Origin of the sequence: Tessaracoccus lapidicaptus, from assembly GCF_001693815.1 — a bacterium.
Lineage (GTDB): Bacteria > Actinomycetota > Actinomycetes > Propionibacteriales > Propionibacteriaceae > Arachnia > Arachnia lapidicapta.
The window spans coordinates 173,921-189,298 of sequence record NZ_MBQD01000022.1 but is presented as its reverse complement, the minus strand read 5'-3'; the positions used below and the strand labels follow the sequence as shown (position 1 = coordinate 189,298).

Here is a 15,378-nt window from a genome sequence, read left to right as displayed (position 1 = left end):
CGGCCGCGACCCGCGCGGTTGAGACTTCTGCCTCTCCCCTCCCGGCGCCCATGACCGCCCAGGCCGCGGAGAGCCGGGCTGCACGGGTCGACGACGCCGCGCCGGACGAGTCGCTCCCGCCCAGGCCCGGCCGGTCCCTGCTGCTCGACCTGCTCGCGACCGTGCCGAAGGCGCGCACCCGGTTCGCGTTGGCGGTGCTGCTGGCCGCGCTCGCGTCGGCGTCGTCGGTGGCGCTCATGGGGGTTTCGGCCTGGCTCATCTCGTTCGCGGCGCTGGCGCCGCCGGTGCTCTACCTGCAGCCCGCCGCCGTCGGCGTCCGGGCGTTCGGGATCTCCCGCGGCGTGTTCCGCTACGTCGAGCGGCTCGTGGGGCACGACGTGGCGCTGCGGCTGCAGGGCGCGCTGCGCGTCCGCGTCTACGCGACGCTGAGCCGCACCACGCTCATCGGGCGCCGCCGCGGTGACCTGCTCACCCGCATCGTCGCCGACGTCACGGCCGTGCAGGACGTGGTCGTGCGGGTGTGGATCCCGGCGCTGTCCGCGGCGGTCGTCGTCGTGGGCGCGAGCGTGGCGATGGCGCTCATCGACGTGCCGAGCGGGCTGGTGCTGCTCGGGTCGGCGGTGCTGGCCGGCGCGATCCTGCCGTGGTGGACACAGCGCGCGTCCCTGGCCGCGGACCTCGCCGCGGTGCCCACTCGCGGGCGGCTGGCGGACCGGGTCCGGGAGCTGGCGCTCACCGCGGTCGACCTGGTCGCGTACGGGCAGCAGCGCGCCGCGCTGAGCCGCGCCGACGCCGTCGACGAGGAGCTGCGGCGGGTGGAGTCGCGGGGTGCGTGGGTGCGCGGCGTCGCGGGGGGCGGTCAGGTGGTGGCGGCCGGGGTCGCGGTGCTGGCGGCGCTGTGGTTCGGCACCGGCGCGGTCGCGCGCGGAGATCTCGACCCGCGGCTGCTGGCGGTCCTCGTCCTCACGCCGCTGGCGCTGCACGAGGTGCTGGCGACGTTCGCGCAGGCCGCGCAGACCCACACGCGGGCGCGCTCGGCGCTGTCGCGGGTCGAGGAGCTCCTGTCCGAACCGCCGGTGGGCAGCGGCGACGCCGTGCCCGGTGACGCGGGCGGGGCCGGTCTCGCGTTGCGCGACGTCACCGTCGGGTGGCCCGGCGGCGGGCCGGTGGTCAGCGGGTTGTCGCTGTCGGTGGCGCCCGGCGAGCGGGTCGCGCTGGTGGGGCCGTCGGGGGCGGGCAAGACGACGGTCGCGGCCACCGTGATGGGGCTCATCCCGCCCCTCTCGGGGGAGGTCGCGCGGGGCGGCCGCGTGGGCTACCTCGCCCAGGATGCGCACATCTTCGCGACGACGGTGGCGGAGAACGTGCGCATCGGTCGTCGCGACGCCACCGACGACGACATCCGCCTCGCGCTGGCCCGCGCGGGGCTGGGGCTGGACCCGGCGCGTCGCGTCGGGGAGGCGGGGTCGACGCTGAGCGGGGGCGAGCGCCGTCGACTGGCGATAGCGCGGCTGCTGGTCGGTCCCCGCGACGTCGTCATCCTGGACGAGCCCACCGAGCACCTCGACCGCGCGACCGCCGACGCCCTCATCGACGACGCCCTCCGCGAGTTCGCCGACGTTCCGATGCTGATCATCACGCACGACCCCGACGTGATCGCCCGCTGCACCCGCGTCGTCGCGGTGGGGGTTGAGCCTGACACGCGGCTTGCGGGCGTGGGTTGAGCCCTACGACCCCACATTCAGGCTCAACGCCCGACCCGCCTCCACCGCGACACCGCCCGCATCCGACAGCGCCCGCTCCCCCGCCAGCTCCCACAGCGACACCGCCCCGGCCAACCCCGCGACGTCCGCGTCGATCCGCCCCGCGACGACGGCGACGCGCGCGTCACCCGCCACAGCCCGCACCACCGAGAGCACCTTCCCCCCGGCGGACTGGCTGTCGAACCGCCCCTCGCCGGTGACGACGAGGTCCGCGCCCGCGACGGCATCCGCCAGTCCGACCGCCTCCGCGACAGCGGACGCCCCCGACGCCGTCGTCGCCCCCCACCACTGCAGCGCGAACCCGACTCCTCCCGCGGCGCCCGCGCCGGGCACCTCCGGATCCCCGCCCAGGAGCCCGGCGAACCGCGCGACGTTATCCTCCAGCTCGTCGACCATCCCCATGCCGCCTTTCTGCGGCCCGAATACCGCCGCCGCGCCAAGGGGGCCGAGCAGCGGGTTGGTCACGTCGGACAGCACGACCGCACCACCCGACGGCGGCCGCAGCATCCCACTGACATCCACGCCGACGACGCGCCCCAGCGCCGCGTTGCCCGGCGACACCACCTCGATGCCCGCTGCGTCGACCAGCCGGGCACCGAGCGCGACGAGCATGCCGGCGCCGCAGTCGGTGGACGCGCTCCCGCCGATCGCCAGCAGCAGCCGCGACACCCCCGCCTCCAGGGCCGCCCGGATCGCCAGGCCGAACCCCGTCGAGTGCGCCTCGCGCGGTGCCAGCGGGTCCAGTCCGACGATGCCGCATGCGTCCGCGAGCTCGACGACGCCCGTCCCGTCGGGCAGGCGCAGCCACGACGACGACCGCGGCCGGCCGACGGCGTCCACCACCTCGACCGGCACCCGCTCGGCCCCCGGCACGGACGCGAAGGCGTCGAGCGTGCCCTCCCCGCCGTCGGCCATGGGGCGCAGGATCAGCTCGTCGCCGTCGCGCACGGAGCGCCATCCGGCGGCGATCGCCTCGGCGGCCTCGAGCGCGGTGAGGGTTCCCTTGAAGGAATCAGGAGCGACGACGACCTTCATGGCCACGAGCCTAGAGGTGCTGGCCGGGCGCGGGGGAGCCGATAGAGTGGCCGGGTGACCTCTCCCGCAGCGCCAGCGCCAGCAGCTGCCGAGCTGCCCCCGCGCCGCCTCAGGGTGGCGCAGTTCACGGACAACTACGGCCCGGGCAGCAACGGCCTCATGTTCGCCGTGCAGCAGCTGGAGGGTAACCTGCTCGACGCCGGGCACGAGGTCATCGTCGTGGCGCCGGAGGCCAAGGGCCCGAACCCGCACCACGGCCGCCCCGGGCGCACGGAGATCCGCCTCCCGTCGGTGCGGGTGCCGAAGATGCCCACCCGGGTGGCGAGCGGGCGCAAGTTCGACCGCACCATCGACCGCATCGGCGAGCTCGCGCCGGACGTCATCCACGTGCACGGGTTCGGCACGGTCGGCGTCCTCGGGACGTGGGCGGCCCGCCGCCTGGGCATCCCGCTGATGATCACCTGGCACACCGACTTCGACGCCTACGCCGACCACTACTCCGCCGTCCTCCCCATGCTGACGGGCGTGCTGCGGGCGTTCGCGCGGTTCACGAAGGGCGAGTTCGTCAGCGCCGAGGACATCCGACTCGCCGAGATCCGCTACGAGGATCGGGGCCGCTCGACGGCGTCGCTGCTCAGCGTCTGCGAGAAGATGCTGGAGTCGGCCGCCCTCATCACGACGCCGTCGCCCAAGACCGCCAACCGGCTGCGGCTCATCACACCCAACGCCAACATCCGGGTGGTGCCCAATGGCGTCGATCCGCTGCCGCCCGGCCCGCCGCCGATCCCCCACCCCGACGGCCCGATGGTGCTGTACGCGGGCCGGATCGCGCCGGAGAAGGGGATCCCGCTGCTGGCCGAGGCGTTCGAGCTGGTGCACGCGCAGCGCCCCGACGCGCGGCTGTGCATCGTCGGCGACTGGGAGCGGTACACGCGCATCAAGAAGGTGCTGGCCGAGGGTCGCGCGGCGGGCCGGATCATCCTGCCCGGCGAGCAGAAGCGCGACGCCCTAGGCGCGTTCTACGGCATGGCGGACGTGTTCGCGTTCCCCAGCCTCACCGACACTCAGGCGCTGGTCCTCCACGAGGCCGCGCTGGCGGGGCTGCCGATCGTCAGCGTCGACCACGAGCTGACACTGGTCGTCGAGCCTGGCGTCAACGGTGAGATCACGCGCCCCACGCCGGCGTCGCTTGCCGCAGGGATCATGCGCGTCATCGACCGGCTGCCCGACGAGGAGTGGCGCGCCCACGCGTCGGCGCGCTCCGTCGAGTTGGCGTCGCAGTGGAGCATCGAGTCGCAGGCGGCGGAGATGCTCCGGCTGTACGCGGAACAGGCGGGGTCGCGCTGAGGGCATCGTTCCTCCGACCCCTACCCCCGCCCCCGCACCCCCGCCGTCGGCCGCGCGGAACCGACGGCCGGCTTGACCGGCACGACACGCCGATGAACTGGGACCTCGGCCGCCTCCACACGGCCGAGGGTCGTGCGAGCCTGCTATTCGTGTTGGGCGCAGGGCTGGGGCGGGACCGGCGGTCGACAGCACGAATGACAGCCGAACTCGCCCCTCACCGTCGTAGGGGGCGCCGACGACGGAGTTCGACGGCGTGTCGTGCCAGGTGAGCGGGCGGCCGGGAGGCGGGCGGGGGTCAGCACCCGACGGGCCCGCGACCCGCAGCCGCGACCGCGACTACCGACCCGTCATGTCCCCCGGGATGACCCAGCGGTCGAAGTCCTCACCGCTCACGCCGTTGGCCAGCGCCGACTCCCGCAGCGACGTGCCCTCCTTGTGCGCCTGCTTCGCGATCTTGGCGGCCTTGTCGTAGCCGATGTGCCGGTTCAGCGCGGTGACGAGCATGAGATTCGTCGACAGGTTCTGCTCGATGCGCGGCAGGTTCGGCTCGATGCCGACCGCGCAGTGCTCCGTGAACGACAGCGCCCCGTCGGCGAGCAGCCGGATCGACTCCAGCACCGCGTGCGCCATCACCGGCTTGAACACGTTGAGCTGGAAGTTGCCTTGGCTCCCGGCGAAGCCGACGGTGGCGTCGTTGCCGAACACGCGCGCGACCACCATCGTCAGTGCCTCGGACTGCGTCGGGTTGACCTTCCCCGGCATGATCGAGCTCCCCGGCTCGTTCTCCGGGATGTTGAGCTCACCGATGCCGTTGCGCGGCCCGCTGGCGTACCACCGCACGTCGTTGGCGATCTTCATGAGTGCGTCGGCCAGCACGCGCAGCTGGCCGCTGACCTCGACGAGCGAGTCGTGCGCGCTCAACGCGGCGAACAGGTTGTCGGCCTGCCGGAACTCCAGCCCGGTCTCCTCCGAGATCTTCGACGCCGCCAGCCGCCCGAAGTCGGGGTGCGCGTTCAGCCCGGTGCCGACGGCGGTGCCGCCGATGGCGAGGTCGCGGGCGCGCGAATCGGCGTGTCGGATGCCCTCGACGGCGAAGTCCAGCTGCGCGACCCATCCGCCGATCACCTGGCCGAGGCGCACGGGGGTGGCGTCCTGCAGGTGGGTGCGGCCGACCATGACGACGTCGTCGTACTGCTCGGCTTTCTCGGCCAGCACGTCGCGCAGGCGGGCGACCGCCGGGTAGAGCCGGGAGTTCAGCTCCGACACCACGGCGATGTGCATGGCGGTGGGGAACGTGTCGTTCGACGACTGGCCGCGGTTGACGTCGTCGTTGGGGTGCACAGGAGCCTTGGAGCCGCGCTCCCCGCCGGCGAGTTCGATGGCCCGGTTCGCGATCACCTCGTTGGCGTTCATGTTCGACTGCGTGCCGGAGCCGGTCTGGAACACGACCAGCGGGAATTCGGCATCCAGCCGGCCCTCGATGACCTCGTCGGCGGCGCGGGCGATGAGGCTGCCGCGGTCCTCGGGCAGTTCGCCCAGCTCGGCGTTCGCGAGGGCCGCGGCCTTCTTGAGGACGCCGAGCGCCCGGACCATGGCGCGGCCCCAGACGAAGGTGTCGCGGCCGATGTCGAAGTTGTGGAGGCTGCGTTCGGTTTGGGCGCCCCAGTAGCGGTCGGCGTCGACCTGGACGGGCCCCATGGAGTCAGTTTCGATGCGGGTAGCCATGACCCCAACCTACCCCGATCCCGGGCGCTCCCAGCCGGGAACGACGGGCAGAAAAAAGCCCGGCCGCTGCCCTTGGGGGGGCGGCAGCGGCCGGGCGGTCTTGCGGGACACCAGCAACGGCGTCGAGAGAAACACTAGCTGAACTCGGCCCGTCTGCGTAAATCCTCGATCCTTCACCCGGATTCACGAATTTCTTGACCTACTCTTCACCTTCGTCGGGTCAGCGCTCCGCGATGCTGCGGAAGCCCCGCAGCCGGAGGCTGTTGAGCACCACGAACACACTCGAGAACGCCATGGCGGCGCCCGCGATGATGGGCGTCAGCATGCCCAGCGCCGCGAGCGGGACGGCCGCCGTGTTGTAGCCGAAGGCCCACACCAGGTTCGACTTGATGGTGCGCAACGTGGCGCGCGACAGGCGCACAGCGTCGACGGCCGCGACGAGATCGTGGCGCATCAGCGTGATGTCGCCGGCCGCGATGGCCGCGTCGGTCCCGGTGCCCATGGCGATTCCGAGGTCCGCCTGCGCGATGGCCGCGGCGTCGTTGACACCGTCGCCGACCATCGCGACCTGCCGGCCGTCGGCCTGCAGTTCCTTGATGACGTCGACCTTGCCCTCGGGGGTCACGCCGGCCCGCACCTCGTCGATGCCGACCTCGGCCGCGACGGCCCTGGCCGTGCGCTCGTTGTCGCCGGACAGCAGCACCGGGTGCAGGCCCAGGTCCTTGAGCTGCGCGATGGCCCGCGCCGCCGACGGCTTGATGGTGTCCGCCACGACGATGCGCCCCAGCACCCGCGACTCGTCCGCGACCTCGACGATGCTGCCGATCGGCGCGTCCGGCCACTCGACGGCCGGGTGCCCGAGCGCCGCGATGTAGGCCGGCGATCCGGCGTAGACCAGTCGGCCGTCGACGCGTCCCTCCACGCCGCGACCGGGCGTGTTGCGGAAGTCCTCCACGGGGCGGTTCTGGTCGACCGACGCGACGATCGCCTGGGCGATCGGGTGCTCGGACCCGGACTCGACGGCGGCGGCCAGCTCGAGGAGCTCGTCGCGCCCCACCGACTCGGCGGTGTCGACGCGCGCCACGGACATCTGCCCGGTGGTGATGGTGCCGGTCTTGTCGAACGCGATGGTCTGCACCCGGCGCGCGCGCTCCAGGACCTGCGGTCCGCGGATCACGATGCCCAGCTGGGCGCCGCGACCGGTGCCCACCATGAGCGCCGACGGTGTCGCGAGCCCCAGCGCGCACGGGCAGGCGATGATCAGCACGGCGATGGCCGCCGACAGCGACATCGTCACGCCGTGCCCCACCAGCAGGTGTCCGGCGAGCGTCAGTGCCGAGATGGCGATGACGACCGGCACGAAGATCCCGGAGACCTTGTCCGCGAGGCGCTGGACGTCCGCCTTGCCCGTCTGCGCCTCCTCGACCATCCGAGCGATGCGCGCGAGCTGCGACTGCTCCCCGACGGCGGTGGCCCGCACGACGAGCCGGCCCGTCGTGTTGACGGAGCCACCCACGACGTCGGTGCCCGGCTCCACCTCGACCGGCAACGACTCGCCGGTCATGATGGAGGCGTCGACGGCGGAGCGGCCCTCGACGACGACGCCGTCGGCCGCGACCTTCTCACCGGGGCGCACGACGATGAGGTCGCCCGCCCGCAGCGTCTTGACGTCGACGCGGCGTTCCTCGCCGTCGACCAGCAGCGACGCCTGCTTGGCGCCCACCTCGAGGAGGGCCCGCATCGCGGCGCCCGACTCGCTCTTCGCGCGGGCCTCGATGTAGCGGCCGAGCAGCAGGAAGGAGATGATCGTGACGGCGGCCTCGAAGTAGATGAACCCGAGGGCGTCCTGTTGCGCGAGGTCGAAGGAGAACTCGTGCTTCATCCCGATCATGCCGGCGTGCCCGAAGACCATGGCGTAGACGGACCAGGCGAAGGCGGTGAGGGTGCCCATGGACACGAGCGTGTCCATGGTGGTGGTGCCGTGCCGCGCGTTGACGTACGCGGCGCGATGGAAGTTGCGGCCCAGCCACAGGACGACGACGGCGCTGAGGACCAGCGCGACCCACTGCCAGCCCGGGAACTGCAGGACCGGCAGCATCGACACCGCCACGACGGGGATGCTCAGCGCGAAGGCCCACAGGACCCTCGGCTTCAGCTCAGCTGCCTCGTCGGCCTTGACGGCCTCGGGCACCGGCATGGTGGCGCCGTAGCCGGCCTGCGTGACGACCTCGATGAGACGGTCCGTCGAGATACCGGGGGGAGCCTCGACGGTGGCCTTCTCGGTCGAGTAGTTGACGGTGGCGATGACACCGTCGACCTTGTTGAGTTTCTTCTCGATCCGGGCCGCGCACGAGGCGCAGGTCATCCCCTGGATGTCGAGCTGGACCGTGGTGGTGCCGCTCACGCCTCGACGACGGTGTAGTTGCCGGCCTCGCGGACGGCCTCGATGATCGCGTCGAAGGGGACGTGCTCATCGGACTCGACCAGCATCTGGCCGCCATCGAGGGTCACGGAGACGTTCGACACGCCGTCGACCTCCGAGACCTCCTCGGTGACGCTCTTGACGCAATGGCCGCAGGTCATGCCGGAAACGGTGTACTTGGTGATCATGGTGAAGCCCCTGTTCGGTAGGTGGGTCAGCGGACCAGGCGTTTGATGGCCTGCATCGCCTCGTCGATCTTGGCGTCGGCCTCGGGCCCACCCTGACGGGCGGCGTCCGCGACGCAGTGCGAGAGGTGATCGTTGAGAAGACCCAGCGAGACCGCCTTGAGCGCGCTCGTGACGGCTGCGACCTGGGTGAGGATGTCGATGCAGTACTGGTCCTCCTCCACCATGCGCGCGATGCCCCTGGCCTGGCCCTCGATGAGGCGCAGCCGACGTAGGTAGGCCGCCTTCTCGGGCGTGTAGCCGTGGTTCGCGTGATGACACGTGGCTTCGGTGATCTCAGTCATGCAAGTCCCCCTTCTCGTACGCCACCATACCCCTTGGGGGTATCGGCTTCAAGTAGATTCATCATCGCATGCGAGGAGTCGCCATTCCCCACCGGGGTCTGGTACCTGCAGCGATTTGTCCACAGTTCCGGACCCGACCCTGTGGACAGTGGGCCACCACGCAGTCCTCCGCCCTGCCGAACCGCTCCGCATTAGCACCAACGGAGCGACGGCGTCCAGCCCCCGAAGGTAAGAATTAGCAACGCGCCTAGTCAGCTGGCTTTTTCCGCAAGAGCGCACGTCAGGCGCAGTTGCGCCGTCGAACAGGCGTCGAACGCGGGGCCCGCGGGGGATATGTGGACAAATCCCCCGGGCACCATCCTGTGCGGCAAAGATAACGATTTGATAACGGTCCAGTGGCCGCTCACGCACATATCTGTCCACAGGTCGCGGGCCGGGACCTGGCAGCCGTCCACAGCCTGTCCACACCCCGTGCACAGGCTTGCCCACAGGGCTCCGCCGGATCCTGTCGGAGGCGTGCCCTAGCCTGTCCTGTGGCCGGAATCCGTCGGGCTTCAAGGAGGGACCATGTCGCAGACAGCCGTCTTCGACGACCGCGAGCTGGATCGCACTCCCCCGCAGGACCTGGCGGCAGAGCAGAGCGTCCTGGGCGCGATGATGATGTCGAAGGACGCCATCTCCGAGGTGGTCGAGGTGCTGCGCGGCGCGGACTTCTACCGGCCCAATCACGAGATCATCTTCGACGCCATCATCACGCTCTACGGCCGCGGCGAGCCCGCGGACCCGATCACCGTCGCCGGCGAGCTGGGCAAGCAGGGGCAGCTGGCCAAGGTCGGCGGGCCGGTCTACCTGCACGACCTGCTGGCGTCGGTCTCGATCGCGGCCAACGCCATCTACTACGCGGAGTTGGTGCGCGACAAGGCCGTCCTCCGCCGGCTCGTCAACGCGTCGATCCGCATCGCCCAGCTCGGCTACCAGGGCCAGGGGGATGTTGACAAGATCGTCGACGAGGCCCAGCAGACGCTGTTCGAGGTGACGGAGAAGAAGGCGTCGGAGGACTACAAGTCCCTGCGCGAACTGCTCGAGCCCACCTTCGACGAGATGGAGGCCATCGCGTCCTCCGGGGACGCGCTCTCGGGAGTGCCCACGGGGTTCATCGAGCTCGACCGGATCACCAACGGCCTGCACCCCGGCCAGATGATCATCGTCGCTGCGCGCCCCGGCGTCGGTAAGTCCACCTTCGCGCTCGACGTGTGCCGCTCGGCGGCCATCCACCACAACCTCACCGCGGCGTTCTTCTCTCTCGAGATGAGCCGCACCGAGATCGTCATGAAGGTGCTCTCCGCCGAGGCGTCGGTGCCCCTGGGCAAGATCCGCGGCGGCAAGATGGACGAGAACGACTGGCAGCGCGTCACCGACAAGTCCGCCATCCTGGGCGAGAAGAACTTCTTCATCGACGACTCGCCGAACCTCACCATGATGGAGATCCGCGCGAAGGCCCGCCGGCTCAAGCAGAAGCACGACCTGCAGCTGCTCGCGATCGACTACATCCAGCTGATGAGCTCGGGCAAGAAGGTGGAGTCGCGCCAGCTGGAGGTCTCCGAGTTCTCCCGTCAGATCAAGCTGCTCGCCAAGGAGCTGGAGATCCCCGTCATCGCCTTGTCGCAGCTGTCTCGAAACACCGAGCAGCGCAAGGACGGCATCCCCCAGCTGTCCGACCTGCGTGAGTCAGGCTCGCTTGAGCAGGACGCGGACATCGTCCTCATGCTGCACCGTCCGGAGATGTACTCGCAGAACCCCACCGACGAGGAGCGCGGGCTGGCCGCATTCCACATCCCCAAGCACCGCAACGGCGAGACCGGGAAGATCGATGCCCTGTTCCAGGGCCACTACAGCCGGTTCACCAACGCCCCGATGTGACGCTCCCGGTCATGAGGGTGAGGAAGTCCTCGATGCGCACTTCAGACTCGAGGCGGTGCCGGAAGTTCCTGTGGTCCGCCAGGCGGTACTGGTTGCGCCGGCCCAGTTTCACCTTCTCGACGTACCCCTCCTCGACGAGATCGGCGACGATCTGCTGCACGGCGCGTTCGGTGATGCCCACCTGTTCCGCGACGTCGCGCATGCGGGCGTCCGGATCTCGCGCCAGGGCCACCAGCACGTGTCCGTAGTTGGAGAGGAATGTCCACTCAGAGGGCATGTGCTGAATAATACCCACGGAACAATTCACGAAACGGAAGGCATCCATCGTGCCCGAAACCGCTGACGCCACCCTGGCCGCCCCCCGTCCCGATGCCACCCCCGACACGCTGCTCACAGCGGACATCGCCCTGTTGACGTCGTTGCACCGGCAGGTGCTGACGGAGTCGGGCCGCGACGAGCTGGCGGGCCTCATGGACCGCCTGGAAGAGGCGGCGGCGGGCGCGGCCGACGGAGGCGACCCGGCCGAGCCGACCCGGATCATCGAGGCGCTCACGGCCCAGCAGGCGGCCAGCCTCGCGCAGGCACTGACGGTGCACTTCCACCTGATCAACCTGGCCGAGCAGCGCCACCGATCCCGGCTGCTGCGCGGCGCCGACCCCCGCTCCGGCGACGCCACGCCCGACATGTGGCCCGCCGTCGCCGCCCTCGGCGAGCTCGCGTCCCGCGTCCGAGACCTGCGCGTCCATCCCGTCCTGACGGCGCACCCGACGGAGGCGCGGCGCCGGGCGGTGTCGTCGGCGCTGGACCGGATCGGCGCCCAGCTCGACCGATTCGACGACGTCGCCGCGGGCACGCAGGAGCGGGCGGCGGCCCGCCGTCGGATGCTCGAGGAGGTCGACATCCTGTCGCGCACCTCGCCGCTGCGCACCACCCCGCCGCAGCCGGCCGACGAGGTCCGCGCCGTGATGCAGGTGTTCGACCAAACGCTTTTCCACGCCGTGCCGCGGCTGTACCGCTCCGTCGAGATGGTGATCTCCGACGGCGACGCCGGCCGCCGCGACCCCGCGGTCCCGGCCTTCCTGCGCTTCGGGTCCTGGGTGGGCGGCGACCGCGACGGGAACCCGTTCGTCACGGCCGAGGTCACGCGGCAGACCGCCGCGATCCAAGCCGACCACGCGCTGCGGGCGCTCGCGACGGGGGCGGAGCGCATCGCGCGCACCCTGACCATGAGCGAGGACGCCACCCCGCCGTCGCCGGAGCTGGCCAACGAACTCGCCCGCGACGCCGTCGCGGCCCCGGAAGTGTTCGCGGGCATCCGCACGTCGTCGCCCAACGAACCGCACCGGCAGAAGCTGCTCTTCGCCGCGGAGCGGCTCAACGCCACCCGGCGCGGCCGCATCGAACTCGCCTACCGCAGCCCCGACGACCTGCTGGCGGACCTGCGGCTGATTCAGGACTCGCTGCGCCAGGCCGGCGACGACCGGGCCGCGTTCGGCGAGCTGCAGCACCTCATCTGGCTGACCGAGACCTTCGGGTTCCACCTCGCCGAACTCGAGGTGCGCCAGCACAGCGCCGTGCACGAGGCGGCGCTGGACGAGCTGCTCGGGCAGCTGGACGACGAGCCCGCCGACGACGAAGCCAGGCTCGCGCTGCTGGACCGGCTGGCGGTGGAGGGCTGGCCCGAGCATGTGCAGCCGGTGACCGACAAGACGCGCGAGGTCCTCGACACCTTGCGGGTGATGTCCTGGCTGCAGGAGCGGTGGGGGCCGCGGTCGTGCGGCCGCTACGTCGTGAGCTTCACGCAGAAGGCGGAGCATCTCGTGGGCGTCCGCGCGCTCGGCCGGTTGGCCGTCGGCGAGGGCCGGCTGCGGCTCGACGTCGTGCCGCTGTTCGAGACTGGCGCGGATCTGAGCGGCGCCGTGGGGATCCTCGAGCGGTGGCTGCCGACGGACAGCACCAAGGTGTGGCTGGGGCAGACCGGCGGACACGTCGAGGTCATGGTGGGGTACTCGGACTCGGCGAAGGACGTCGGACCGGCGAGCGCCACCCTGACGCTGTACTCCGCGCAGAGCGAGCTGGTCGAGTGGGCCGACGGCCATGGCCTGCACCTGACGATCTTCCACGGCCGCGGCGGTTCCCTCGGCCGCGGCGGAGGCCCGCTGCACCGCGCGATCCTCGCGCAGCCGCCCGGCTCCGTCGCCGGCCGGTTCAAGGTGACCGAGCAGGGCGAGGTGATCTTCGCGCGCTACGCCGATGAGACGTTGGCCCAGGCGCACCTGGAGCGGCTGACCTCTGCCGTGCTGCTTGCCGACACCGACGACGCCACCGCCCGCAACCGGGACGCGGCGGACCGGTTCTCCGACGTGTCGGCCACCGTGGAGCGCGCGTCCCGCGAGGCGTGGTGGGACCTGGTGCGGACCCCCGGCTTCGCCGACGTCGTGGCCGAGTCCAGCCCCATGGACGAGCTGAGTGAGCTGCGGCTGGGCTCTCGCCCCGCGCGCCGCAGTGGCGCCACCGAGGGCCGCGACCTCAGCGATCTGCGGGCCATCCCCTGGGTGTTCGCCTGGTCGCAGATCCGCGCCAACATCCCCGGCTGGTACGGCCTGGGGACGGGCCTGGCCGCCGTGGGCGACCCGGAGCGGCTGCGCGCCGCGTACCGCGAGTGGCCGCTGTTCGCGAGCCTCATCGACGTCGCGGAGATGAGCCTGGCGAAGGCCAACCCACGGCTGGCCGAGTCCTTCCTGGCGCTCGGCGGGCAGCCCGATGTCACACGGCGGGTCCTCGAGGAACTCGACCTCACCAGGCGGCTGGTGCTGGAGACCATGGGCCAGCGCGAGCTGCTGGAGGCCAAGCCGCTCCTGCACGGGCGGGTCGGGCTGCGGGCTCCGTCGATCGACGCGCTGAGCCACCTGCAGCTGCGGGCGCTGCGCCTGATCCGGGATCCGGAGGCTCCGATCGACGACGCCGAGCGTCAGGTGTGGACGCGGGTGCTGCTGTTGACGGTCAATGGCGCCGCGGCCGGCCTGCAGAACACGGGCTAGCCTCGGCCGGGGGCCCGCCGTCTCAGGCCCGGACGGCCGCTGTCGAGCGGCGGATGTCCGCGACACCACGCGCCACGATCCACGCCACCACCGCACCGCCGGCCGCCCAGGCGGCGGGGTGGTCGGCGATCATCAGCAGCATCATCGCCAGCAGCGTCGGCGCCAGGTACTGCATCGAGCGGATCACGTACACGCCGAACGACGGCATGTTTACCCCCCGCGACTCCGCCACTGATTTCACCATGAAGTTCGGGCCGTTGCCGATGTAGGTCAGGGCGCCGCAGAAGACCGCGCCCAGCGAGATCGACACGAGATAGGTTTCGGGGACGGGCGGGGTCGTGCCGATCATGGCGACCCCGGCGGGTGCCGGCAGCTGCGACGCCATCTCGTAGAAGGTGGCGTACGTCGGCGCGTTGTCGAGCACTGACGACAGCCCGCCCGTGAAGAGGAACAGGGTGATCTCGTCGAGGGGCAGCGACCTCGCGTGCTGGCCCAGGTACTCCAGCGCCGGGATCATGGTGAGGAAAATGCCGACGAACAGGGCCGCCACCTCTGCGATCGGCCCCCAGCTGAACTCGTTGTCGCCGTAGCGGACGCTGCGCTGGGTGGTGAACAGCGACGCGGCGGCCGCGCCCCACATGATGAGTTCGCGCACCGGGATCCAGTCCCCCGCAACGGCGTGGCCGGTCTCGATGGCGTGCAGGTCCATCGACGGCGCGAACGCGACGGCCGCGATGATCACCGCGAACCAGAGGAAGTTGAGCTTGCCCCGGATCCCCAGCGGCTGGACGTTGCTGCGGTCGAACGCGACGTCCTGGGGAGCCTCGGTGGCGTAGATGCGGCGGTCGAGCGCGTAGTAGCTGAACAGCATGAGGGCCAGGACGAACAGCCACTGGGGCCACAGCGTGAACGTCCACGTGAACGGCACGCCGCGCAGCAGGCCCAGGAACAGCGGCGGGTCGCCCAGCGGCGTGAGGAGGCCGCCGCAGTTGGCCACGATGAAGATCGCGAACAGGGCGGTGTGCACCCGGTGCTTGCGTTCCTGGTTGGTGTTGAGCAGGGGGCGGATGAGGAGCATGGCGGCGCCGGTGGTGCCGACGAACGACGCGACGATGCCCCCGATGGCGAGGAAGATCGTGTTGTTGCGTGGCGTTGCCTCGATGTCGCCCTTGAGGAAGAGCCCGCCTGAGACCACGAACAACGCCAGCAGCAGCGAGATGAACTGCACGTACTCATAGAGGGCGTGGCCGACGCGCCACGGGTCGTCGAACGTCCACACCGCGATGGCCACCGGGATCCCGAGCGCGAGCGCCAGCCCCAGCTGTACGGCCCGCTTCTCCCAGTGGTGGGCGGTGTGCGGAAGCAGGGGGAGGATCGCGATGGCGGCCAGCATCGCCACGAAGGGGAGCATGCTCCACCACGGATAGGTCATCGTCGGGCTCCTTCGCCGGGCGCCCTCCCGGGGGCGCCCGGCTCGAGCTCTCAGGGTAAACCCGCGCGCTCGGGGGCTCCGGCCCACCCCGCGATTCTGGATGGCCCGCGGGGGGCGGGTACCGTGGGCGTGTCGTCGCGGACACGACGCCGACGCAGGAAGGT

General features: G+C 71.2%; 11 protein-coding genes. 4 read left to right on the top strand and 7 right to left on the bottom strand.

Features of this window, described 5'->3' with window-relative positions; all coding sequences use genetic code 11:
* Nucleotides 1-137 precede the first annotated feature (137 nt).
* Entirely contained in the window at nt 138-1,724 is a 1,587-nt protein-coding gene (cydC, locus tag BCR15_RS15550; protein WP_408647398.1) for a thiol reductant ABC exporter subunit CydC, read from the top strand.
* Between the two features lie 3 nt (nt 1,725-1,727).
* Here the strand turns inward: cydC and BCR15_RS09260 are convergent, their stop codons facing one another.
* Nucleotides 1,728-2,798 carry a glycerate kinase gene (locus BCR15_RS09260; protein ID WP_068751909.1) on the bottom strand — a complete coding sequence of 357 codons (1,071 nt, stop codon included), beginning with the start codon at nt 2,796-2,798 and terminating at the stop codon, nt 1,728-1,730.
* A 54-nt stretch (nt 2,799-2,852) separates the two neighbouring features.
* Here BCR15_RS09260 and BCR15_RS09255 point away from each other — a divergent pair, with 54 nt between their 5' ends.
* The gene (locus BCR15_RS09255) at nt 2,853-4,145 is read left to right on the top strand and encodes a glycosyltransferase (protein ID WP_141680094.1); all 1,293 of its coding nucleotides are present in this window, start codon (nt 2,853-2,855) and stop codon (nt 4,143-4,145) included.
* A gap of 336 nt (nt 4,146-4,481) precedes the next feature.
* Here BCR15_RS09255 and fumC read toward each other — a convergent pair whose 3' ends face one another.
* The 4 genes from fumC to BCR15_RS09235 all read right to left on the bottom strand — a co-directional run bounded on the left by fumC (nt 4,482) and on the right by BCR15_RS09235 (nt 8,821).
* Entirely contained in the window at nt 4,482-5,870 is a 1,389-nt protein-coding gene (fumC, locus tag BCR15_RS09250) for a class II fumarate hydratase (protein ID WP_068751907.1), read from the bottom strand.
* A 220-nt stretch (nt 5,871-6,090) separates the two neighbouring features.
* Complete coding sequence (locus BCR15_RS09245; RefSeq protein ID WP_332061135.1) at nt 6,091-8,274, bottom strand: heavy metal translocating P-type ATPase; 2,184 nt, start codon at nt 8,272-8,274, stop codon at nt 6,091-6,093.
* Entirely contained in the window at nt 8,271-8,480 is a 210-nt protein-coding gene (locus BCR15_RS09240) for a heavy-metal-associated domain-containing protein (RefSeq protein ID WP_068751906.1), read from the bottom strand. Before BCR15_RS09240 ends, BCR15_RS09245 begins: the two co-directional genes overlap by 4 nt.
* 26 nt (nt 8,481-8,506) lie before the next feature.
* On the bottom strand, nt 8,507-8,821 hold the full coding sequence (locus BCR15_RS09235; protein ID WP_068751905.1) for a metal-sensitive transcriptional regulator: 315 nt from the start codon (nt 8,819-8,821) through the stop codon (nt 8,507-8,509).
* Between the two features lie 567 nt (nt 8,822-9,388).
* Between BCR15_RS09235 and dnaB the strand changes: the two genes are divergently transcribed.
* Nucleotides 9,389-10,741: a replicative DNA helicase gene (gene dnaB / locus BCR15_RS09230; RefSeq protein WP_068751904.1), complete on the top strand. Its 1,353-nt coding sequence runs from the start codon at nt 9,389-9,391 to the stop codon at nt 10,739-10,741.
* On the opposite strand, the gene BCR15_RS09225 is transcribed toward dnaB, so the two are convergent.
* Nucleotides 10,722-11,018 (bottom strand): helix-turn-helix transcriptional regulator, encoded by a 297-nt coding sequence (locus BCR15_RS09225; RefSeq protein ID WP_068751903.1) that lies wholly within the window; start codon nt 11,016-11,018, stop codon nt 10,722-10,724. The genes dnaB and BCR15_RS09225 overlap by 20 nt on opposite strands.
* 49 nt (nt 11,019-11,067) lie before the next feature.
* Here BCR15_RS09225 and BCR15_RS09220 point away from each other — a divergent pair, with 49 nt between their 5' ends.
* A complete protein-coding gene (locus BCR15_RS09220; protein WP_197971736.1) occupies nt 11,068-13,782 on the top strand; it encodes a phosphoenolpyruvate carboxylase in 2,715 nt (904 codons plus the stop codon).
* 22 nt (nt 13,783-13,804) lie between these two features.
* On the opposite strand, the gene BCR15_RS09215 is transcribed toward BCR15_RS09220, so the two are convergent.
* Nucleotides 13,805-15,214: a sodium:proton antiporter gene (locus BCR15_RS09215; protein ID WP_068751902.1), complete on the bottom strand. Its 1,410-nt coding sequence runs from the start codon at nt 15,212-15,214 to the stop codon at nt 13,805-13,807.
* Nucleotides 15,215-15,378: the final 164 nt, after the last annotated feature.